Source organism: Streptomyces sulphureus DSM 40104 (genome assembly GCF_000381025.1).
GTDB lineage: Bacteria > Actinomycetota > Actinomycetes > Streptomycetales > Streptomycetaceae > Streptomyces > Streptomyces sulphureus.
The window spans coordinates 109704-131413 of record NZ_KB905825.1; the positions used below are offsets into that span (position 1 = coordinate 109704).

General features: G+C 71.9%; 14 protein-coding genes. 10 read left to right on the forward strand and 4 right to left on the reverse strand.

The window, feature by feature from the left end:
* Positions 1–10 precede the first annotated feature (10 nt).
* The 6 genes from infB to F603_RS0127660 all read left to right on the forward strand — a co-directional run bounded on the left by infB (position 11) and on the right by F603_RS0127660 (position 9959).
* Positions 11–3013: a translation initiation factor IF-2 gene (gene infB, locus F603_RS34415; protein WP_078503771.1), complete on the forward strand. Its 3003-nt coding sequence runs from the start codon at positions 11–13 to the stop codon at positions 3011–3013.
* Positions 3014–3217: 204 nt separating this feature from the next.
* The gene (locus tag F603_RS0127640; protein WP_016909823.1) at positions 3218–3514 is read left to right on the forward strand and encodes a DUF503 domain-containing protein; all 297 of its coding nucleotides are present in this window, start codon (positions 3218–3220) and stop codon (positions 3512–3514) included.
* Positions 3515–3530: 16 nt separating this feature from the next.
* Positions 3531–4040 carry a 30S ribosome-binding factor RbfA gene (gene rbfA / locus F603_RS0127645; RefSeq protein ID WP_019549177.1) on the forward strand — a complete coding sequence of 170 codons (510 nt, stop codon included), beginning with the start codon at positions 3531–3533 and terminating at the stop codon, positions 4038–4040.
* Between the two features lie 2 nt (positions 4041–4042).
* Positions 4043–4981: a tRNA pseudouridine(55) synthase TruB gene (gene truB, locus F603_RS0127650; RefSeq protein WP_019549178.1), complete on the forward strand. Its 939-nt coding sequence runs from the start codon at positions 4043–4045 to the stop codon at positions 4979–4981.
* Between the two features lie 318 nt (positions 4982–5299).
* On the forward strand, positions 5300–8875 hold the full coding sequence (locus F603_RS0127655; protein ID WP_019549179.1) for a trypsin-like peptidase domain-containing protein: 3576 nt from the start codon (positions 5300–5302) through the stop codon (positions 8873–8875).
* Positions 8876–9008: 133 nt separating this feature from the next.
* Positions 9009–9959: a bifunctional riboflavin kinase/FAD synthetase gene (locus F603_RS0127660; protein WP_019549180.1), complete on the forward strand. Its 951-nt coding sequence runs from the start codon at positions 9009–9011 to the stop codon at positions 9957–9959.
* 456 nt (positions 9960–10415) lie between these two features.
* Here the strand turns inward: F603_RS0127660 and F603_RS33080 are convergent, their stop codons facing one another.
* The 3 genes from F603_RS33080 to eccE all read right to left on the reverse strand — a co-directional run bounded on the left by F603_RS33080 (position 10416) and on the right by eccE (position 15099).
* Complete coding sequence (locus tag F603_RS33080) at positions 10416–12797, reverse strand: SCO5717 family growth-regulating ATPase (protein WP_019549181.1); 2382 nt, start codon at positions 12795–12797, stop codon at positions 10416–10418.
* 260 nt (positions 12798–13057) lie between these two features.
* Positions 13058–13762, reverse strand: a complete 705-nt coding sequence (locus F603_RS0127670; RefSeq protein WP_016909817.1) for a hypothetical protein — start codon at positions 13760–13762, stop codon at positions 13058–13060.
* Entirely contained in the window at positions 13762–15099 is a 1338-nt protein-coding gene (gene eccE, locus F603_RS0127675) for a type VII secretion protein EccE (protein ID WP_106431419.1), read from the reverse strand. Before eccE ends, F603_RS0127670 begins: the two co-directional genes overlap by 1 nt.
* 184 nt (positions 15100–15283) lie before the next feature.
* Between eccE and eccB the strand changes: the two genes are divergently transcribed.
* The 3 genes from eccB (at position 15284) to F603_RS0127690 (ending at position 18721) form a co-directional block, all read left to right on the forward strand.
* Positions 15284–16807 (forward strand): type VII secretion protein EccB, encoded by a 1524-nt coding sequence (eccB, locus tag F603_RS0127680; protein WP_019549183.1) that lies wholly within the window; start codon positions 15284–15286, stop codon positions 16805–16807.
* Positions 16808–16817: 10 nt separating this feature from the next.
* On the forward strand, positions 16818–18107 hold the full coding sequence (mycP, locus tag F603_RS0127685; protein WP_019549184.1) for a type VII secretion-associated serine protease mycosin: 1290 nt from the start codon (positions 16818–16820) through the stop codon (positions 18105–18107).
* 134 nt (positions 18108–18241) lie between these two features.
* Entirely contained in the window at positions 18242–18721 is a 480-nt protein-coding gene (locus F603_RS0127690; RefSeq protein ID WP_019549185.1) for a hypothetical protein, read from the forward strand.
* A gap of 81 nt (positions 18722–18802) precedes the next feature.
* Here F603_RS0127690 and F603_RS35270 read toward each other — a convergent pair whose 3' ends face one another.
* Entirely contained in the window at positions 18803–19342 is a 540-nt protein-coding gene (locus F603_RS35270) for a hypothetical protein (RefSeq protein ID WP_158678700.1), read from the reverse strand.
* 1265 nt (positions 19343–20607) lie between these two features.
* On the opposite strand from F603_RS35270, the gene F603_RS34420 reads away from it, so the two are divergent.
* Positions 20608–21702 (forward strand): S8 family serine peptidase, encoded by a 1095-nt coding sequence (locus F603_RS34420; protein ID WP_342665938.1) that lies wholly within the window; start codon positions 20608–20610, stop codon positions 21700–21702.
* Positions 21703–21710: the final 8 nt, after the last annotated feature.

Genomic DNA, 21710 nt, shown 5'->3' on the forward strand with positions numbered 1-21710 from the left:
AAGGAGCGAAGTGGCTAAGGTCCGGGTATACGAGCTCGCCAAGGAGCTTGGAGTAGAGAGCAAGGTCGTCATGGCCAAGCTCCAAGAGCTTGGGGAATTCGTCCGTTCGGCGTCCTCGACGATCGAGGCGCCGGTTGTCCGCAAGCTGACAGATGCACTTGACGCGGGCGGCGCAGGGGGCGCCAAGAAGTCCGCGAAGCCGGCGGCGCCGAAGAAGGCGGCCGCCAAGCCTGCCGCGCCCAAGCCGGGCGCCGAGGCGCCGAAGCCGGGTGCGCCCAAGCCGGGCCCCAAGCCCGGCCCGAAGCCTGCCGAGGAGCCCGCGCCGGCCGCCGACACGAGCGCCGCGCCGACGCCCGCCGAGGCACCCAAGCCGGCACCGGGCGGCCAGGCCCCGTCGAACCCGGAGTTCACCGCTCCGCCCGCGAAGCCGGAAGCTCCGGCCCCGAAGCCGGGCCAGGCACCCAAGCCGGGCCAGGGCCCGAAGCCGGGTCCGGGCGGCCAGGGCCGCGGTGGCCAGGCGCCGAAGCCGGGCCAGGGTCCGAAGCCGGGCGGCCGCCCGTCCGGGCCGCGTCCGGGCAACAACCCCTTCACGTCCGGTGGTTCGACCGGTATGGCCCGCCCGCAGGCGCCCCGCTCCGGTGGCGCGCCGAAGCCGGGCCAGGGTCCGAAGCCGGGGCAGGCGCCGAAGCCCGGTCAGGGTCCGAAGCCGGGTCCCGGCGGCGGTCCGCGTCCGCAGGCACCGGGCGGCGGGCGTCCGAGCCCGGGCAACATGCCGCGTCCGCAGGCACCGCAGGGCGGCGGCCCGCGTCCCGGAGGCGGGGGCGGGGGCGGTGGCAACCGTCCCAACCCGGGCATGATGCCGCAGCGTCCTGCCACAGGCCCGCGTCCCGGCCCGGGGCGTGGCGGTCCGGGTGGCGGCGGCGGTCGTCCGGGCGGCGGTGGCCGTCCGGGTGGCGGCGGCTTCGCCGGTCGTCCCGGTGGGGGCGGCGGCGGTCGTCCCGGGGGCGGCGGTTTCGCCGGTCGTCCGGGTGGCGGTGGCCGTCCCGGGTTCGGCGGTCGTCCCGGCGGTCCGGGTGGCCGCGGTGGTACGCAGGGTGCCTTCGGGCGTCCCGGCGGTCCGGCGCGCAGGGGGCGCAAGTCGAAGAGGCAGCGCCGCCAGGAGTACGAGCAGATGCAGGCGCCGTCGGTCGGCGGCGTGATGCTGCCGCGCGGCAAGGGCGAGACGGTCCGGCTGTCGCGCGGTGCCTCCCTCACCGACTTCGCCGAGAAGATCAACGCCAACCCGGCCTCGCTGGTGCAGGTGATGTTCAACCTCGGTGAGATGGTCACGGCGACGCAGTCCGTCTCGGACGAGACGCTGCACCTCCTCGGTGAGGAGATGAACTACGTCGTCCAGATCGTCAGCCCCGAGGAGGAGGACCGGGAGCTCCTGGAGTCCTTCGACATCGAGTTCGGCGAGGACGAGGGCGGCGAGCGGGAGCTCGAGCCGAGGCCGGCGGTCGTCACGGTCATGGGCCACGTCGACCACGGCAAGACGCGTCTGCTCGACGCCATCCGCAAGTCGAACGTCACCGAGGGCGAAGCCGGCGGTATCACCCAGCACATCGGTGCCTACCAGGTGTCGACCGAGGTCAACGGCGAGGACCGGCGCATCACCTTCATCGACACCCCGGGTCACGAGGCGTTCACCGCCATGCGTGCCCGCGGTGCCAAGTCGACGGACATCGCGATCCTCGTGGTCGCGGCGAACGACGGCGTGATGCCGCAGACGGTGGAGGCGCTCAACCACGCCAAGGCCGCGGAGGTGCCGATCGTCGTCGCGGTCAACAAGATCGACGTCGAGGGCGCCGACCCCACGAAGGTGCGCGGTCAGCTCACCGAGTACGGCCTGGTGGCGGAGGAGTACGGCGGCGACACCATGTTCGTCGACATCTCGGCCCGCCAGGGCGAGAACATCGAGCAGCTGCTCGAGGCCGTCGTCCTCACCTCGGACGCCGCCCTCGACCTGCGGGCCAACCCTGAGCAGGACGCCCAGGGCCTCGCGATCGAGGCGCACCTCGACCGCGGGCGGGGTGCCGTCGCGACGGTGCTGGTCCAGCGCGGCACGCTGCGGGTCGGCGAGACCATGGTCGTCGGCGACGCCTACGGCCGTGTCCGCGCGATGCTCGACGACAAGGGCGAGAACGTGAAGGAGGCAAGGCCCTCCACCCCGGTGCAGGTCCTCGGCCTCACCAACGTTCCGGGCGCCGGCGACAACTTCCTCGTCGTCGACGAGGACCGCACGGCCCGCCAGATCGCCGAGAAGCGCGCGGCCCGCGAGCGGAACGCAGCGTTCGCCAAGCGCACCCGCAGGGTCTCCCTCGAGGACCTGGACAAGGTGCTCAAGGCGGGCGAGGTGCAGCAGCTCAACATCATCATCAAGGGCGACGCCTCCGGTTCGGTCGAGGCACTGGAGTCCTCGCTGCTCCAGCTCGACGTCGGCGAAGAGGTCGACCTCCGCATCCTGCACCGCGGGGTGGGTGCGGTCACCGAGACCGACATCAACCTGGCGACGGGCTCCGACGCGATCGTCATCGGCTTCAACGTCCGCGCCGAGGGCCGGGCGACGCAGCTCGCCGAGCGCGAGGGCGTGGACGTCCGGTACTACACGGTGATCTACCAGGTCATCGAGGAGATCGAGGCGGCCCTGAAGGGCATGCTGAAGCCGGAGTACGAGGAGGTCGAGCTCGGCACGGCGGAGATCCGCGAGATCTTCCGCTCGTCGAAGCTGGGCAACATCGCCGGTGTCCTGATCCGCTCCGGCGAGGTGCGGAGGAACAGCAAGGCCCGGGTGCTCCGCGACGGCAAGGTGGTCTCGGAGAACCTCAACATCGAGGGGCTGCGCCGCTTCAAGGACGACGTGACCGAGATCCGCGAAGGCTTCGAGGGCGGTATCAACCTCGGCTCCTACAACGACATCAAGGTCGACGACGTCATCGCGACGTACGAAATGCGGGAGAAGCCGCGCGGCTGATCCCCAGCGCACGGGACCGGGGCTGATCGGCCCGCTCCCGGCCGCCCGTACGGCAGTCGTGCTGTACGGGCGGCCGGGCGCAAATGCGTCGATCGGCCCCGGCCTTCGCGTGTACGGTGCCGATACCGCACTCTGGTGGCACGGCCACCGCGGAGTGCGGTCGGCATACCTTCAAGGCCCCGCGGGTGGCACGACCCGCTGTCTATGTACGTAGGGACGCTGTCCTTCGATCTGCTCCTCGGCGACGTGCGGTCGCTGAAGGAGAAGCGCTCCGTGGTCCGCCCCATCGTCGCCGAGCTCCAGCGGAAGTACGCGGTGAGCGTGGCGGAGACGGGGGAGCAGGACCTCTACCGAAGAGCCCACATCGGCCTGGCCGCGGTCTCCGGTGACGCGGGGCAGTTGAGCGGCCTGCTGGACCGGTGCGAGCGCCTCGTGGCGGCGCGACCCGAGGTGGAGCTGCTGTCGGTGCGGCGGCGGTTCCACGGTGAAGACGACGAATGAGCAAGGAGACGGACGAGTGGCCGACAACGCGCGGGCGAAGAGGCTGGCTGACCTCATCCGTGAGGTGGTCGCGCAGAAGCTGCACCGGGGTGTCAAGGACCCGCGGCTCGGCACCAACGTGACCGTCACCGACACCAGGGTCACGGGCGACCTCAGGGAGGCCACGGTCTTCTACACGGTGTACGGCGACGACGAGGACCGCAAGGCCGCCGCAGCGGGCCTGGAGAGCGCCAAGGGCGTACTCCGCTCCGCGGTGGGCGCCGCGGCGGGCATCAAGCACACCCCCAGCCTCACCTTCGTCGCCGACGCGGTTCCCGAGAACGCCAAGGCCATCGACGAGTTGCTGGCGAGGGCGAAGGAGTCGGACGAGGAGGTCCGCAAGGCGTCCTCGGGCGCCGAGTACGCGGGCGGCGCCGACCCGTACCGGAGGCCGGAGGAGGACGACGGGCTCGACCCCGGCGACCCGGAATCCGCCGCCGAGGGTGACGAGCCGACGCGTGACGAGCGCGGGAGCGAGGGCGCCTGACCGTGGCGGAGAAGCGGACGGATGCCTCGCCCAAGGGGACGCCCGGCGGACTCGTCGTCGTCGACAAGCCCGCCGGGTTCACCTCGCACGACGTCGTGGCGAAGCTGCGCGGGATGGCGAGGACGCGGCGCGTGGGTCACGCCGGCACCCTCGATCCGATGGCGACGGGGGTGCTCGTGCTCGGCGTCGAGCGGGCGACGAAGCTCCTCGGCCACCTCGCACTGGTGGAGAAGGAGTACCTCGCCACCGTCCGCCTGGGGCAGTCAACGGTCACCGAGGACGCGGAGGGCGAACTCACCGGCGCCGAGGGCGCCCGCGGGCTCGACGAGGACGCGGTGCGCACAGCGGTTGAGAAGCTTACGGGGGAGATCCTCCAGGTCCCGTCGAAGGTGAGCGCGGTCAAGGTCGACGGGAAGCGGGCGTACGCGCGGGTGCGCGAGGGCGAGGCGGTCGAGCTGGCGCCGCGGCCCGCGACGGTCTCCGTCTTCGAGGTGCTCTCCTCGCACGAGGAGACGGCGGCGGACGGCACCCCCGTCACCGACCTCGTGATACGCGTCGAGTGCTCCTCGGGGACGTATGTGCGGGCGCTCGCCCGGGACTTGGGCGAGGACCTGGGCACCGGGGGACACCTGACGGCGCTGCGCCGCACGCGGGTCGGTCCGTACGGGCTGACCGGGGCGCACACCCTGGAGCAGTTGCAGGCGTGTGTCGACGACGGGCGGGAGCTGCCCGTACTCCCCGTGGGCGAGGCGGCCGCCGCGACCTTCCGCCGCTGGGACGTCGACGCCGAGCAGGCGCGGCTGCTGGGGAACGGGGTGCGGCTGCGGATGCCGGAGGAGCTGGGGGGCGCGACGGTCGCTGTCTTCGGGCCCGATGGGCGTTTCGTGGCGCTCGTCGAGCGGCGGCAGGGGCGGGCCAAGAGCCTCGCGGTCTTCGTCTGAGGCACGCGGCCGGTTCGACGTCACCCGTCGGTCCGAGCCCCCGTCGCCCGGCGGGGCCGGCCTGATCGGCCCCGCCGGGTACAGCCGGAGCCGCTGCGGCGGGCTGGTCCCACCGTGCCGTGCGCGCGCCCACGGCCCCCCTCCCGGCTCCCCTTGTCTCTATGTCCACTCCTGAGCGGTGATTCACCCCAACGTGCAGGCGCTCGAGGTGAACGACCGGCGTGCACGGGGGCGCGTTCGTCCATGGGGTGGTGAGGGAGATCAACTCCCGCCTAATCTCGGATCGTTGAGAGGACAAGGGGGCGGGAGGTTCGGACGATGTCGGCGGTGCGGTCCCGGGGCGCGCTGGCCCGGGTCTGCGGGCCGGACGGTCGGGTGCGCGGCACCGCCTTCGCCGTCGACGAGGGCACCCTCCTCACGGCGGACGAGGTGCTCGCGGCGCCGCGTCCCTCGCTCCTCGCGGCCGAGGGGCCGCCCCTGCCCGTCGCCGAGCGGTCGGTCGTCCGCCTCGACGAGTGGGACCTCGCGCTCCTCCGGGCTCCTGGCGAAGGGCCCGAACCCCTCGTCGTCGGCGCGGCGCGCGGTGTGTGGGAGGGGTGCGCCGTGGCGCTCGGGCCTTTCGGCCCCCGCGCACGCCTCACCGGCACGGTGCCCGTCCGGTACGCCCCGGAGAACCGCGCCGGACTGCCGCCCCACCGGTTGCAGGAAGCGCTGCGACTCGTCCCCGCCGAGGCGGAGGCCGAGCGGTATCTGCACAGCCCCGAGGCGCCGGGCACACCGCTCCTCGACACCACGACCGGTGCCGTACTGGGCGTCGTCGCAAGGGAGTTGGCGGGTCGCGCAGAGGCGGCGCACGCCGTGCCGCTCCCCGTCGTAGCGGCGCAGGCCCCGGAAGGGGTGCTCGCAGCCGTGCTGCGCCGCAACGCCGCGAACCACCCCGCATTCGGCCGTGACCTCAACCTCGCCGGCGCGCTCCATCTCACCGCGGCGTCTGCGGCGCCGGCCGTCGAGCGCCATGCGGGGGCGGTCGCGAGGCCGCAGACGTCGGCCGAGCTCGCGGCCTTCACCTCGGGTCGCGCCTCGGTGGCGGCGCTCGTGGGGGAGCCGGGCGAGGGAAGAACGACGGAGCTGGCGGCGCTCGCGGTGCGCCGCGCGCGGGGGCCGGAGCCGGCGCCGACCGTCTGGTTGCGCGGGGCCGAACTGCGGCCGGACGACGCGGGGTTGCGGGAGGCAGTCGGCCGTGCCTTGCTGCGCTCAGGACGCATCCTCGCCGCGTCGCTCGACACGGCCTCGGCCGCCGGCGAGGCGCAGGCCGACCCGGACGTCGTCGCGCGGCTCGCCAGGGACGCGGGGCGGCCACTCCTCGTCGTGCTCGACGCGCCCGAGGAGATGCCGGTGGCGCTCGCCTCCGACCTCCTCAAGTGGGCGCAGAACAGCGCGGGTTGGCTCGGGGCCTCCGGCGCCCGCCTCGCCGTCTGCTGCCGTCCGGAGTTCTGGGAGTACGCCGGGCGGCTCTTCCCCTCGGGGCTGCTGCACGAGCCGTCGGAGCCCGCGCGGGACGGTACGGCGCTGCCGCCGTGCATCCGGCTCGACCCGCTGCCTTCCGGCCAGGCCGCGCGCCTGCGCAGGGTCCTCGGCGTGCCCGAGGGCGCCCTCGCAGCCGCCGACGCCGCTCATCCGCTGGCGGTCCGGCTCTGCGGAGAAGTGCGCGCCGCCCAGCGGCTCGTGTCCCGGCGGCCCGGCGCCGGGGCGCCGTTGACCCGTCGGGACGTCTTCGCCGCGCACCTCGACGCCGTCGCGCTCCGTGTCGCCCTCCACCTCACGTCCGGCGGACGTACGTCGGCCCACGGCTCGGTGAGCCGTCTCGCGGCGCGGGCCGCCGGGCGGCTCCACGAGGCGGCGCGGCGATGTCTGGGGCCCGGCCAGGGGGAGTTGGACCGGTCCGGGTTCGAGGAAATCTTTCCCTGGGCCGGCGGCTGGGCTCCGGCTGTCCTCGCCGAGGAGGTCCTCCTTCCGGCCGGCGACGGGTACCGGTTCGCGGACGAGGAGTTCGGCGAGTGGCTCCAGGGCCGCCATCTGCGGCTCGACGCGGCACTCGCCCAACTCACCGCGCTGGTCGGGGAGTCGGGGGAGTGCTCGTCGGTGCCGAGGTACCGGTTGGGGACAGTCGTCGAGGCGCTCCTCTGGCACGGCGAGCGCTGCGGACCCGCCGCGCTCGGGGACGTGCTGGCGCCGCTGGTCGGTGTCGCGGTTCCGGAAGGGGCGCCTGCGGAGGGCTCCCGTCGGGAAGGCGCCGACTGCCCTGATGCGCGGGGGAGTCGGGAGGCAGCGCGTGTGCCCCGGCAGTCCGCGGGCGCTCACGACGGCGGACGGAAACCCCGGAGCGCCTCCGGAGCGTCGCCGGGCGCCCCCGCCGAACCGCGGTGGTGGGCGGCGCGGCTGCTCGTGCGGACGTTGCCTGACCTGCCGGACGCCGCCTGCATGCCCGTCGTGGAGGCGCTTGCGGTGCGGCTGCGCGCGCTGGTCGCGGGCGGCGGCGTCGTACCGGAGGAGTTCGGGCCCTGGTTCTGGCGCCGTCTGCCTCTCGCGCCGGGGCGCAAGGCCGAACTGCTGCGGCTGCTCGTCCCCGCCGACGACCCGTCGGGGCAGGGGCGCGGGCGTTTCCTCGACCTCGCCTCCGAACTCCTCGAAGCCGCCCCCGACGAGGTGCGCCCCGTGCTCTGCGGCTGGTTCGCGGACACGACTCCGCTGACGGTGCGGCACCGCGGCGTCTCCGACGTGCCCACCGTCGCGGCGGCGGCGCAGGCGCTGCTCTACGCGCGGCGGCGGGACGGCGTGCAGCACCTCGTCGAAGTGCTGGCCGAGGCGGCGCACCCGCGCGCGGACGAACTGCTCGAAGAACTGCTGGAGGAGGAGCCCGCCGCGTTCTGCCGCGCCGTCCACGCCTGGGCGACGGATGCGCGTCCGCGACGCCGGGCGCTCGCAGCCGAGTGGGGGGTGCGGGTGGCGCGCAGGGCCGAGGCGGCGGACCTGGCGCTGCTGCGCGCGGCGGCGCTCGCGCTGCGGGAGTCCCCCGCGGACAGCTCGCTCCACGGCGCCGCGCTCGCCGTGCTCGTCCGCGATCCGGGGGCGCGCGCCGCTCATCTGCCCTCCGCCGTGGCCCGGTTCGTCTCGGACGGCGGGACAGAGCTGGCCCGTGCACTGGGCACGGCGCTCGACGCGTACCCGGAGCAGGTCGTCGGGGCGTGCAGGGAGCGGCTGCGCGCGCCCGAAGCGGAGCCGGGCGAACTCCTCGCCGTCCTCGACGAGGTGCGTACAGCGGAGGCCGCCGCCCGCGTCGCCAGGGTTTTCGCCGAGTGCGCGGAGCAGCGTCCCGAAGCCGTGGCCCGAGCGGTCTCCGACGCCGTGGACGGGTCGGCGGGCGGCCGGACCGTGGTGCTCCGCGCCTTCCTCCGCGAGCTGCTCGACTGCCCGCTGCGGCAGGTGCGCAGGAGCCTCGCCGAAGCGCTCGCGCCCGTCGAGGGCGACCTGCGGGACGAGCTGCTCGCCGCGCTGATCGCGCACGAGACGGCGCCGACCGTCCTCCGGGCGACTCTGTGTGCGCTCGTGCGCCAGCGCAGTCCGCAGCGCGACGGGGCGCACGTCGGAGCCGTCGGTACGCGGATGGCGACCGCTCCGGGCGGGACTGCCGGGTTCGACGCGCTGCTGGGGGAGCTTGCCGTCGAGATCCCCGGTGTCGCCGCGGCGGTGGCCGAGTGGGTGGACGCGGCACCCGAGGTGTGGTCACCGCTGCTCGGTCCCGCCGTCAGGCGCGCCTGCCTCCCCTGGCCCGCCACCGGCGCACGCCCGCGCGACGGGGAAGCCGTGACGACGGAGGCGGCGCGCGGGCGTTGAGGCGCAGGGCGGAGTCGCGCAGGGGTGGGTCCCTGACCGCCACATGCAGCGGACATGGCACCCTTGGACCGGCGAACGCCATCGGCAGGGACAGGCAGCGGACAACGGCTAGAGCATCGGCGAGGAGCAGGACGTGCAGTGCTGGCGTGGCTTGGAGGACATCCCCGAGGGCTGGGGGCGCAGTGTCGTCACCATCGGCTCGTACGACGGGGTGCACCGCGGGCACCAGCTCATCCTCGGGAAGGCTGTGGAGCGCGCCCGTGAACTGGGCGTTCCGGCCGTCGCCGTCACCTTCGACCCGCATCCCAGCGAGGTCGTGCGGCCCGGCAGCCACCCGCCTCTCCTCGCCACCCACGAGCGCCGTGCCGCGCTCATGGGCGAACTCGGCATCGATGCGGTGCTGGTGCTGCCGTTCACCCCGGAGTTCTCCAAGCTGTCGCCTGCCGACTTCGTCGTGAAGGTGCTCGTCGACAAGCTCCACGCGAGCAGCGTCATCGAGGGCCCCAACTTCCGCTTCGGGCACCGCGCTTCGGGCACCGTCGAGACGCTCGCCGAGCTCGGCCGCACCTACGACTACGACGTGGTCGTCGTCGACCTCTACGAGCGCGGCGAGGCGGGCGGCGGACAGCCGTTCTCCTCCACGCTGGCGCGCGGCCTCGTCACCGAGGGGGACGTGAGCGGCGCGGCTGAGGTGCTGGGGCGCCCGCACCGCGTCGAAGGGGTGGTGGTGCAGGGCGCGAGCAGGGGACGTGAGTTGGGCTTCCCGACGGCGAACCTGAGGACGCCGCCGCACTCGGCGATCCCGGCCGACGGCGTTTACGCCGGCTGGCTCCACGCGCAGGGCGAGGAGATGCCGGCGGCGATCTCGGTCGGCACCAACCCGCAGTTCGACGGCGACGAGCGCACCGTCGAGGCGTACGCCATCGACCGCGTGGGCCTCGACCTCTACGGGGAGTACGTCGGCGTCGACTTCCATGCCTACCTGCGGGGTCAGTTGAAGTTCGACACCTTGGACGCGCTCAAGCAGCGGATGGCCCAGGACGTCGACGAGGCGCGCGCGCTGCTCGCCGACGCCCGTGGCTGAGGTCGCCGGGCAGCGGGTGCGGCGTCGGCCGGTCGCGAGCCGTCGGGCACTCAGGGGCCTGGCGCCGTCCCGTCGGTGACGTTCGACGCGGAGTGAGTGACGTGCCTCGGGCGCGGACTGTGCGCAGGCGGCTCTTCGCCGTGCTGAACGCCACGGGCGCCGGCAGAGGAGGCCGTGCGGCACCGCCTCCGGCACGATGCGGAACGCGAGCACCTGGCGTCGAGCCGCCGTCAGGACCGGGTGGCACGGCGGTCCCGCGCTGTGCTCAGCAGCGGAACGACGCGGCAGGACCGGCCGTGAGAGCGGTAGCAGGCCAGCCGGTACTGCCGCTCGCACCGGTTGCCGAGCACTCTGCGCGTACCGGCCACGTCTCCCCGGGCTCGTCCCCCTCGGCGCACGCCGGGAGGGGGTCGCGTCCACGGGGAGTTGTAGCCGGTCGCGGATCGCTCCCGAAGCTCAGCGTGGCGGCTGCTGGCCAGGTCCCTGCCCGGGGTGGCCCGGCTGCTGCCCCGGCCACTGCCCCTGCTGCTGCGGGTAGCCGTACGCACCGGGCGGTATCCCGGGGAGCGGCTGCCCCGGCATGGGGGGTGCGAGCTGCGGCGGCGGGTTGTTGCCGTCGCCTGTCCAGAGGCCCTGTTCGCGCTGGGCGCGGGCGAAGTCCTCGGCGATCAGCGTCGAGAGTTCGAAGTACGCCTCGCGTGTCTTGGGGCGCATCAGACCCAGGTCCAACTCGGCGCCGGCGGAGAGGTGTTCGTCGAACGGGATGGTGACGACGCCTCGGCAGCGCGTTTCGAAGTGCGACACGATGTCCGACACCTTGATCATCTTGCCGGTCTCCCGCACCCCGGAGATCACGGTGAGGGAGCGCTGCACCAGGTCGCTGTAGCCGTGGGCGGCGAGCCAGTCGAGGGTGGTGCTCGCGCTGCTCGCCCCGTCGACCGACGGGGTGGAGATGATGATCAACTGGTCGGCGAGGTCGAGGACTCCGCGCATCGCCGAGTAGAGGAGGCCCGTCCCCGAGTCGGTGAGGATGATCGGGTACTGCTTGCCGAGAACGTCGATGACGCGGCGGTAGTCCTCGTCGTTGAAGGTGGTGGAGATCGCCGGGTCGACGTCGTTGGCGAGGATCTCCAGCCCCGAGGGGGCCTGCGAGGTGAAGCGGCGGATGTCCATGTAGCTGTTGAGGTACGGGATCGCCGTGACCAGGTCGCGGATGGTGGCGCCCGTCTCCCTGCGTACCCGGCGGCCGAGGGTGCCGGCGTCCGGGTTGGCGTCGATCGCGATGACCTTGTCCTGGCGCTCAGTCGCGAGCGTCGAGCCGAGCGCGGTCGTGGTCGTCGTCTTGCCGACGCCGCCCTTGAGGCTGATCACCGCGATGCGGTAGCACGACAGGACCGGCGTGCGGATCAGCTCCAACTTCCGCTGACGCTCCGCCTCTTCCTTCCGTCCGCCGAGCTTGAACCGGCTCCGTCCGCCGCCGGGCTGCTGCCGGTTCTTCTTCTTGCTGTTGACGAGCCGGTCCGACGAGAGCTCGACGGCGGCCGTGTACCCGAGCGGCGACCCCGACTGCCCCTGGCGCCGCGGGTCGGCTCCGGGGGAGGGCTGGGCGGCCTGCGGCCGGCCCGGGTGCGTGCCGGGGGCTCCGGGGTGCTGCGGGTACGGCGGGGGCTGCTGGTACTGCTGCGGGTACCCGTACCCGCCCTGCTGCGGCACGGGCGGGGGCGGCGACTGCTCGGGGGTGTGCCCCGCCGGTGGTGTCGTGCCCGTGCCGGACGGCGGCACCGGGGCGGATGTCTCACCCGGCCGGTGCGCGTCGGGCTGCGGCGGCAACTGCGGTGGCATGGGCGGGGGTTGGGGCGGCTGCGCCGGCTGGGCAGGCGGCTGCGCGGGCGCCTGCTGCGGTCCGGCCTCGGCCGGTGTGCCAGGCGCTGTCGGCCACGGGGCGCCGGCGGGGGGCTGGGCGGCGGGCTGGAAGTGCGGTGGCAGGGGCGGCAGTTGGCCCCCGCCGCTGTTCGGGCCCGACGTCTCCCCGACGCCGGGGGTGTTCGGCCACGGTTCGGCCTGCTGGGGCGTCCCCGCGGGCGGTGTGCCCTCGGGCGGCGCCGGGCGGGGGTACCGCGGGTCGGCGCCCGGCGGCACGGCGTCCTGCGGGGCCTCGCCGGGGTCGTCCGTCCTCTGGGCGCGGGACGCGATCTCGCGGCGCAGGGAGGCGCTGGAGATGCGGACGGTGGCGCCATCCTCCAAGTCGGCCGTGCCCGCGAGGGGTTCGGCGGGCGGGGGCGCCGCGTGCGGCCTCGGGGCGTCCTCGGGCGGCGCGTCGGCCTGCTCCTCGGCCGGCGAAGGCGTGGACGCCGGCTCGGAGTCCTCGGGGGACGGTGCGACGGGTGCGTCGTCGTCGGGCTCCCCGGGACCTGAGAGCGCGGTGTACGGGGAGGCGGTCTGCTCTTCCGGGGAGGCGTCGTCCTCGGCTGACGGGGCGTCCTCCGCCCGTACGCCCAAGTCCTCCTCGGCGGAGTCGTCTTCGGGCAGCTCTGCGGCGCGGTCGTGCGTGCCGTGCGGGGTGGTGTCCGCCGACTCGGCTTCCGGGGCCGCCGGTTGCGTGGGCGACGTCCCCAACGGCTGCGGGGGGCTCAGCAGATGGTCGCCGTCCTCGTCGGCCTCCGACGCGTCCGAGCCCTGCGTGTACCAGGCAGGGGGCGTGTAGTCGATGGTGAACTGGCCTGTGGACTCGGAGTCCTGCTCCGGGTCGGCGTCGTCCGCGTCGATTTCCCCCGCTTCGAGCCGATCGGTCTCGGGGATGGTCCCGCCGACGCGGATCTCGTCCCGATCGCTGCTCACAGTGCCTCCTGCTGCTCTGGTCGTACTCCCCGGTAGGCCAAGTGCGCCCCCGCACAAGCCTAATCACCGCCGTGGCGGATACGCCCCCTCGGTCCCGGCGATCCGGCCAGTACGCGTGCCCCGACACACCCGACACAACCAGTCGAAGGTCTCGATTCCATTTCGGCCGTACCCCGGGCGTACCCCCGGGCACGCGGGCTACGCACCAACGGCGCCCGGCGCCGCGGCGATCGGTGTCGCGCCGAGGGTCCGCGGGGTCGTCAGTCCAGGCGCCTCGGGACGCCGAGCAGACCCGACTCCGCGTCGGTCGGCTGCGTCACGGCGTACTGGCGGTCGTGCCGGGTGCACCAGAGGGTCACGCCGTCGCCCAGCGTGGAGAGGGTGTCGACGTCCCGCTGGGGGAGCTGCATCCGGCGACCGATCTCCCGCGCCTCGTCCGGCGATACGCGCTGCACGCCGACGAGCGAGGCGCTCCGCAGCAACCGCGGCGCCGAGGGACTCAGATACGGCAGCAGCGTCACCACCGACTGCCACGCCATCGAGGCGACGCGCCCGCGCGGCGGCCGCATACCGCAGTCCCGCACCACCAGCACCGGGCTGCTGACCGTCGCGCCCATCGGCGGCACGCGGCCGACGTCGTGGAGGCTGATGCACTCCTGCCCCGCACCGGCCGCCTGCACCAGGTTGCTCCACACCTGCGCCCGACCCGTCTCCACGGCCACCCGCGCGCCCGTGCCCGCCGCACGCAGCGCGAGCACCTGCGCCGTCCACAGGCCGCCGACGAGGAGGACGTCGTACGGCACGGGGTGGTGGAGGCCGATCACCTGCGGCCGGCCCTCGGCGTCGGCGCCGATCACCACGCCGTCGTCGCCGATGGGGAGGGAGAGCGCCCCCAACTCCTCGTGCGCCAGCGAGTGTTCGGCGCGCCTCGGGCCCACGAGGCCCCTGCGTCCCGTCGTCGGCATCAGTGGGCACCTCCCAGCGGCAGGGTGGCGAGGACGCCGGGCAACTGCTCGCGGTCGAGCCGGACGAGTCCGACCTTCGCGGAGCGCGCCGTGCGCTCCAGGTGTCGGCGGGCCGAGTCCAGTTCCGTCTCCGAACGGCCGGTCACCCGCAGATGCCCGGCGAGGGCCGCCGACTTGTTCCCGCGGGAGCGCCCGACCGTCAGGCTGAAGGTGGTCGTGAAGGTCGGCACCGAGGTCAGGAGCGCCGCAAGACGCGGCAGCGGCGTCGCGGCGCGGCCCAACTCCGGCCAGCGGCCCACCTGGTAGGTGCTGTGGTGCCGGTCGTCGCACTGCCACTCGCGGGCCGTCTCCGTGGTGCGCCGGGCCGGCGGGGTGTCGGGCTGGCTCGCCCTCGCCGTCGCGACGGGGTTGACGCAGGCCGAGGTGGCGACGGCCGAGACCAGCTCCTCCTCGCTCAACACCGTCGTACGGAAGCCGGCGCCCGTGCAACGGCTGGCGAGGTGGTCCGCGGCGCGTACGAGGCAACGGCGCGCGCCGAGCAGCCCGCCACCGCGCAACCGCACGGCGTCCGGGCAGAGTTCGGGGTCGAGCTTGAGCGCCACCCAGGTGAGCCGCAGTGCGGGCGAGCCCGTCTGCTGCTGGAGCGGGCCGTAACTGTGGCGCGCCACCGACTGCTCGGGGAGGTGCGGCGCGGGTGCCGGCTGGACGTGCTGCACGATCTGCACCGACTCCAGCCGGATACCGTCGACTTCGAGTGCGTCGTGAAGCAGCCCGAGCGGCAGCGCACGGGCGCCGAACGCCGGACGCAGCGCGCTGTCGACGGCCTCGACGCGCACCACGGCGGTGAGGAAGGTACCGTCCCCCAGCATCCCGACGGTGCGCCTGTCCCGGTCGACGTACGCCTGCGTGTGCAGCCCGGGGACGCACTCGGCCGCCGGCGCGAATCCGGCGTCCACCCCCAACCTGCCCTGGGTATCGAGGAGTTCGGAGGGCAGGGGGCCGCTCATCTGACGTCTGCGGGAACGCAGCGCGAGGTGCGTCGAGAACCAGTCGACGACCGACCTGTGGTGGCGGCGCAGCACCGCGAAGCAGACCAGCGCGCCGGCGACGACGGCCGCAGGGACCAGCATCAGCCCGTGCACGGCGGCGGCGACGAGGAGCACGGCTGCCGCCAGCTCCAGCAGCACCAGTTGGGTCAGCGCGAAAGGCCCGAGGCGGTTGGTACGGAACTCGGTCCGCAGCGCGGTCGAAGCAGGCGTGCGCGGCGCGGAGTTGACCGGTGCCGACTCCGGTTGCCGCTGCGTGACGGAGCCTCGGGTACGCGTCGCCATTGCCATCCCGAAGGCCCCCTCTTGTCCGTATGCGCCCGGCGGTCAAGGGCGTTGAACGGTCGATCACCCTACCTGAGCGGCGCGCAGCAGTGTGCAACCGGCATAGTAGGGGCCGTGCCGGCGTCGCGGCACCCGAGGCGGAGGCCGCATCCGACGGCCGACGGGGATCAGCAGGGGAGACGCACCACTCATGGCATCACGGCGGGACGAGCTCAACGCCTACACCTTCGCGAAGAAGCGGCTCAACGCGGCATTCCTCCAGCCCTCGCAGACGGGCACCGAGGAGGGCGCACCGCGACCGCTGCGGGCCGTGCTGCCCGGGATGGTCGTGGGTGCGCTCGTCCTCGCCGGGTTCGGCGCATGGGGCATGTTCAAACCCAAGGAGCCCGAGAAGTGGGACGAGGTCGGCGAGAAGGTCATCGTCGGCAGCAAGTCCACCACTCGATACGTGGTGTTGAAGACCAACAAAAAGAAGCAGCTCCACCCCGTCCTCAACCTCGCCTCGGCGCGGCTGCTCCTCGACGCGGGCAAGGGCGAGGTCGTCAAGGTCGACGAGGAGGTCCTCGACGGCGGCGACATACCGCACGGCGCCACCATCGGCATCCCGTACGGCCCGGACCGCCTCCCCGAGCCCGAAGAGGCGGGCGCCGCCAAGCGCTGGGCCGTCTGCGAGCGTCCGGGGCAGGGCGGGCGCGCCATCCAGAAGGCCGCGTTCGTCTTCGCCGAGCGGGACGCGCAGCGGACCGAGGGGCAACGCCGCCTGAGAGGAGGCGAGTTGCTCTTCGTCGAGGACCGCGGCGGGCAGCGGTGGGCGGTCGACAGCAAGGGGGTGAAGTACCCCGTGCCCGAGGACGAGCTGCTGCTGCGCACACTCTTCCGCAGCGAGCAGCCGCAGCGCGTCTCGAACGAGTGGCTCGCCACCTTCCGCGAGGGTGACGAGATCAACTTTCCGCAGGTGCCGGGCCGGGTGAACCAACGCGCCGGCGCCTCCGACGAGTTGGGCGAGGCGGACCGGGTGGGGATGGTGCTGCGAGCCCGGGCCGGCACCGGTTACCAGCACTATCTCGTCCTCACCGGACGCGTCGTACCCGTCTCCGACTTCACTGCCGTCCTGCTGCTCAGCAAGACCGAGCAGCCGAGCGGGCAGAACGGCAGGGCGACGACGGTGGCGCCGAGCGCGATCGTTCCGGGGAAGCGCGCCTTCGACGCGGGTATCGACTGGCCGACGGAGCGCGCGGTCAAGGTCAACTCGGCCCGCACCACCGCCGGTGCCCGCAACACCGTCTGCAACGTCCTGCGCAAGGTCGACGAGAAGACCGGCACCACCACCCTCAGCACCTGGGCGGGACGCGACTTCCCCGCCCAGCTTCCCACCGGTTCCACCAGCGCGTACGTCACCCCGGGCAGTGGGCAGCTCTTCCGTCAGATCAAGGGCAACGAGACGAAGGCCGGCTCCGTCTTCCTCGCCACCGACACGGGCCTTCGTTACGCCCTCCAGGCCAACAACGACAGCGCGGGCGACGACGCGGGCATCGGCACCGACGGCAAGCAGGACGAGCAGAGCGGGCAGCAGCAGGCGCAGGGCAGCGAGGCCCAGGTGCGGCTCGGGTACGAGAACATCAAGCCGGCGCCGATCCCGGCCGCGTGGTCCCAATTCCTGCCCACCGGGCCTCGGTTGGGGACGTCTGCGGCCCGGCAGCCGCAGGGGTCGTGAGGGGGAGCTGATGGGCCACCAGCACACACCGCACGCCGCGCGCAGCATGCCCGGCGCCCGAACCGCGTCCCGCCGCCGGGCCGGCCGCGTCGCCGTGCTCGCCGGGCTCACCGCGTGCACCGCCGCGCTGCTCCCCGTCGCCGGCGCGACGCCGGCCGCAGCCGACACCTCGGCGCAGTGCAAGTTCCCCAACAAGAGCTACACCGGGCGGCCTTGGGCGCTCCAGCGGGTGCTCCTCGACCAGCTCTGGCAGGACACCAAGGGCGAGGGCGTCCGCGTGGCCGTCATCGACACCGGCGTCGACGTGAAGAACAAGCAGCTCAAGGCCGCCGTCGCACCGAGTCTCGGCGCCAACTTCCTGAAGAAGACGAAGAGCAAGAACGGGGTCGCCACCGAGCGCGGGAAGAACGACGGCACCGGGGACCGCGTCGGCCACGGCACGAAGGTCGCCGGCATCATCGCCGCCCGCCCCGCTGCCGGCACCGGGTTCGTGGGGCTCGCGCCGGGCGCCACCATCATCCCCGTCACGCAGAACGACGAGAACGGCAGCGGCGACGTCAAGTCCCTCGCCAGGTCCATTGTCCACGCGGTGAAAAAGGGCGCGGACGTCATCAACATCTCGCAGGACACCGAGGAGGCGATCCGGCACGACTCGATCCTCAAGTACGCCATCGACAGCGCCCTTTCGGAGGACATCGTGGTGGTCGCCTCCGCGGGCAACGACGGCCTCGGCGGCAAGGTGAAGCGGACCTACCCGGCCTCCTACCCCGGCGTCCTCGCCGTCGCCTCCTCCGATCGGAACAACGAGCGAGCGCCGTTCTCGCAGGCCGGGGAGTTCGTCGACGTTGCGGCGCCGGGCGTCGACATGATCTCGACGGTGCCGCTCGGCGGGCACTGCGCGGACAACGGCACGAGCTTCTCCGCGCCGTACGTGGCGGGTGTCGCAGCGCTGCTGAAGGCGAAGCACCCGGGGTGGACGTACAAGGAGATCACCGCGCAGATCGAGCAGACCGCGGAGCGGTCGATCGCCGGCCACGACATCCTCGTCGGGTGGGGCGTCGTCGACCCGGTCAGGGCCGTCAGCGAGGACGATCACCGGATCGAGCGACCCGAAGCCGACGAAGGCGTCGCCAAAGGGGAGCTGCCGACACCTGCAAAGCTCGAGATCGGCGAGACCGAGCAGGAGCGGAACACGCGAATCGGTACCTACGCGCTGGTAGGAGGTGGCACGCTGGTGGCCGTCGTGGGCGGTGCTTCCTTGGTCTACAGGGACTGGCGGCGGAAGCGCAGCCTCCGCTGACCGACCGCGAACTGCGGGGGGACGGGGAACCGCGCGTGCGTCAAGTCACGTCCTCGACTTTGCAGTTGGAACACTGGAGCGCGGTGGCTAAAGTGGCGTGTGCACGCACCGTGCACATCTGAAGACTGCTACGGGTGGAGGGGGAGAACCTCGTGGGGTTGCCTGACGACGAGGTGGGGCTGTCCGCACAACCGATGACGGCGGCTGGGGCGGCCGCGCAGCTCAAGCGCGAGGCGGAGACCCTCAAGGAATTCAAGAAGCGGGTGGACGGCATCCTCCGGCGCCTGGACAGTTCCCCGGCGTCCAAGTCGCAGTTGAGCCGCGAGACCCTCCAGCAGGCGTCGTTCGGTTCCGCTGACTTCGCCGAGGCCGCCGACCTCTACCGCATGTACAACCGGGTCCACACCCACCTCACCACCCTTTCGCAGACCTTCGGCGACCAGATCGAAGCGATGAAGATCGCGGTCCACGGTGCTGACGTCGGCTTCGACAACCTCGAAGAGGATGTCAGGCAGCGCTTCTGGGACATCCATCAGCGCACGAAGGACCGGTACGAGGCGAGCCGCCCGGCGGAGGAGCGCGAGACCGACCGCAACGACGATCCGGGCCTGTAGGAAGAAGAACGGGGATCGAGTATGAGTGGCGACGGCGAGTCGAAGCTCACGGGCATGGACGCCCAGGTGGCCATGGCCCAACTACGCCAGGGCTTCCGCGGGATGAAGAACATGCCGTTCCTGGGCAGCATGTCCGGCCTCTCCCGCATCGGCAGCACCAACTTCGAAGAGCGCGAGCTCAACGCGATGCTGGACATGGTCGACAACGCGAAGCCGAGCGACCTGACGGCGACGGGCGGCGCCCTCGAACAGGCAGCCAAGGACATCAAGCGGATCGGCGACGACCTCAAGAAGCATGTCGGCGAGGTGGCCTGGGAGGGCAAGGGGGGCAGCAGCTTCCACAAGTGGGGCGGCAAGCTCGGCTCGACCACCCTGGACCTCGCCGAGTACACCTTCACCGCGGCCAGTCAACTGAAGTCCGCAGGCGAAGGCCTGGCCGCGGTGAAGGCGGCGATGCCCCCGCGCGACAGCCGCATCCTCCAGAAGGCACCCGAGGACATCCCCGCTGCCAAGCGCGTCGAGACCAACGACGAGTACACCGCAGCGGTGAAGACGGAGAAGCACCGCCAGGAAGCCATCACCCAGATGAACAAGCTCTCCTCGTACTACCAGGTCACCCACGACACCATCGCCATGCAGCCGGAGCCGGTGTTCGAGCCGATGGAGGATCCGCAGGTGCCGCGGCCAGTGAGAGGGTTTGAGGTACCTGGTGGAGTCCCTGCAGCAGGAGGCGCCTCTGGCACCAGCCCCGCCGCTCCTGGCGAAATGCGTGAGAGCGTGGCGGCCTCGATCAATGCAGGGGGCGACAACTCGGTCGGGACCTCGGCGGAACCTAGTCCGGTACTCCCGGACCACGCGGTGGGAACATCAACCGACAGCGTGGCCTCTTCCACCGCTGCAGCGCCGCTCGGGACTCACCACACTCCGACTGCACCGGTATCTGGATCGGGCCCTGCACAGCATCCAGGCTCCGTTCCCTTTATGACATCTGCACCGCCTATGCGTGTTCCAGGGGTCGGGGGAATTCCGCGCACAGCGACGCCGCTTGGCAGATCTACAGGGAGCGGTGGGCCGTCCGAGGTAAGGAGGCCTATTGGCCGGAACCTTGCTCCAGGGCCGACTGAGGGATCAGCGCGTTCCGGCTCGGCGAGCCGAACCGGTGGGCCAGGACAAGGCGAACGATCACTTCCCGGCAGAAACACGGGGACGGCAGGACGCCCAAGCCCCGTGAGTGGACGATCCGTTGGGCGACCAGCCTCAAACCCGATGAGTGGACGAGCCTTCGGCGGGGCCGCGCGCAGTGCGCGGGGAGACGGAGTCGTTGGAGGCCAGCCGAGCGGGCAGGCGACTAGTGGGCGGGGTGCCGCGGTCCCTCGTGGAGGAGCCGTCGGCGGTGAACGCGGCGTGGCTGCGGGAAGAGGCGTTGTCCGTCCGGGTCGGGCTGGTGACGGGAGGAAAGTTCAGGCGTCACCGCAAGAAGGTGGGGTTTCGGGGCGCCCGCGGTCTCTTGCGTCCACTCAGGGACGAAGTGGGGAGTTCACACAGGGGGGTACCGGTCTCCTTCATCGTAAGGGCAATGAGGCGGTTGGTACTGGGCGCGGAATTCGGTCCGTTGGGCGTGAGCGTTCAGAGAAATTGGACAAGCGTCCTGACTTTTTGACTGAAGACGAAGAGACTTGGGTGAGTGGGCGTCCTCGCGCAATGCCGTCGGTCATCGAGTAGGTGCTAAGAGAAGGGGCAGTGGCTCAACAGTGAGCGGAAAGAATCGTGCTAGGCGATGGAGCGTTGGCATAGTCGCTGCCCTGGCTGTGGTTTCGATGGCGTCTCCGGCCTTGGCGGATGCTCGGCCTGATCAGTGGTATTTGAAGCCAATGCAGGCTGAGGAGATGTGGGAAACATCTAAAGGGAAAGGTATAAAGGTTGCGGTCGTCGACTCTGGTGTGAATTCCGGAACGACATCGCTACGCGGACGTGTGCTTCCAGGTAAGGATGTGTCGGGTGCTCCTGGAGGTGCCACCGACGATCAGATTGGTCACGGGACCACAATGGCTGAAATGATCGCTGGGAGTGGCAGGGGCGGGGGCCTTCGGGGGCTAGCGCCTGAATCTCGAGTTATCCCTATCCGCACCGAGGGTAAGGGGATGCGAGGAGGGAAGGGAGAGGACACCCTCCCTGAGGCGCTACGAGCAGCTGCCGATTCCGAGGCAAAAATCATCAATATGTCTATTGGTGGCGAGTACTCGGACCCAGACTTGGAAGCAGCCGTCAACTACGCTGCACATAAGGGCAAACTGATGTTTGCCTCCTCCGGTAACGATGGCGCGGGAAAGAACAAGAACAATTACCCCGCTGGCTACAGTCAGGTAATCGGCGTCGGGTCAGTCGATAAAAACGGCACGGTGGGCGATACATCCGGAAACGGGCAGCATGTTTCTCTCGCTGCTCCTGGCGTTGATCTGCCTATTTGGTGTGACGGCAAATTCGAAGGCTATTGCTCAAGTTCGGGTACAAGTATCGCGTCGGCCCTAGCCTCCGCCTCCGCCGCCCTGATCTGGTCCAAGCACCCCGACTGGACTGCCAACCAGGTAGCCCGTGTCCTGGTTAGCACCACCGGCCGCATGATGGAGGGGAAGAAGCCCAGTAAGTACTTCGGCTACGGAACCGTGCGTCCGCGCGAGAACATCCTCGCCGGGAAGGGCGATCCGGGCCAGCCCGCCCAGCCGGCTTTCGCCGAGAACGGCGACTTCATCCGGAACCCGGGTACTTCCTCTCCTTCAGCGGCCGCTGAGCCCTCCGAGGGATCATCCAGCAGTGGCGACAACAAGGCAGGCAACGGAGCCGGACAGGCCGATGAGGCTGCGGCCGAAACCGATTCCGGAAGCTCAAATTCCGCCCTATGGTGGGGGGTTGGCGCCGTTGCTGCTGTGGTCGTGATCGGTGGTGCCGTGGCCCTAGTCCTCCGGAAACGGCGAGCAGGGTAGGACGGTCG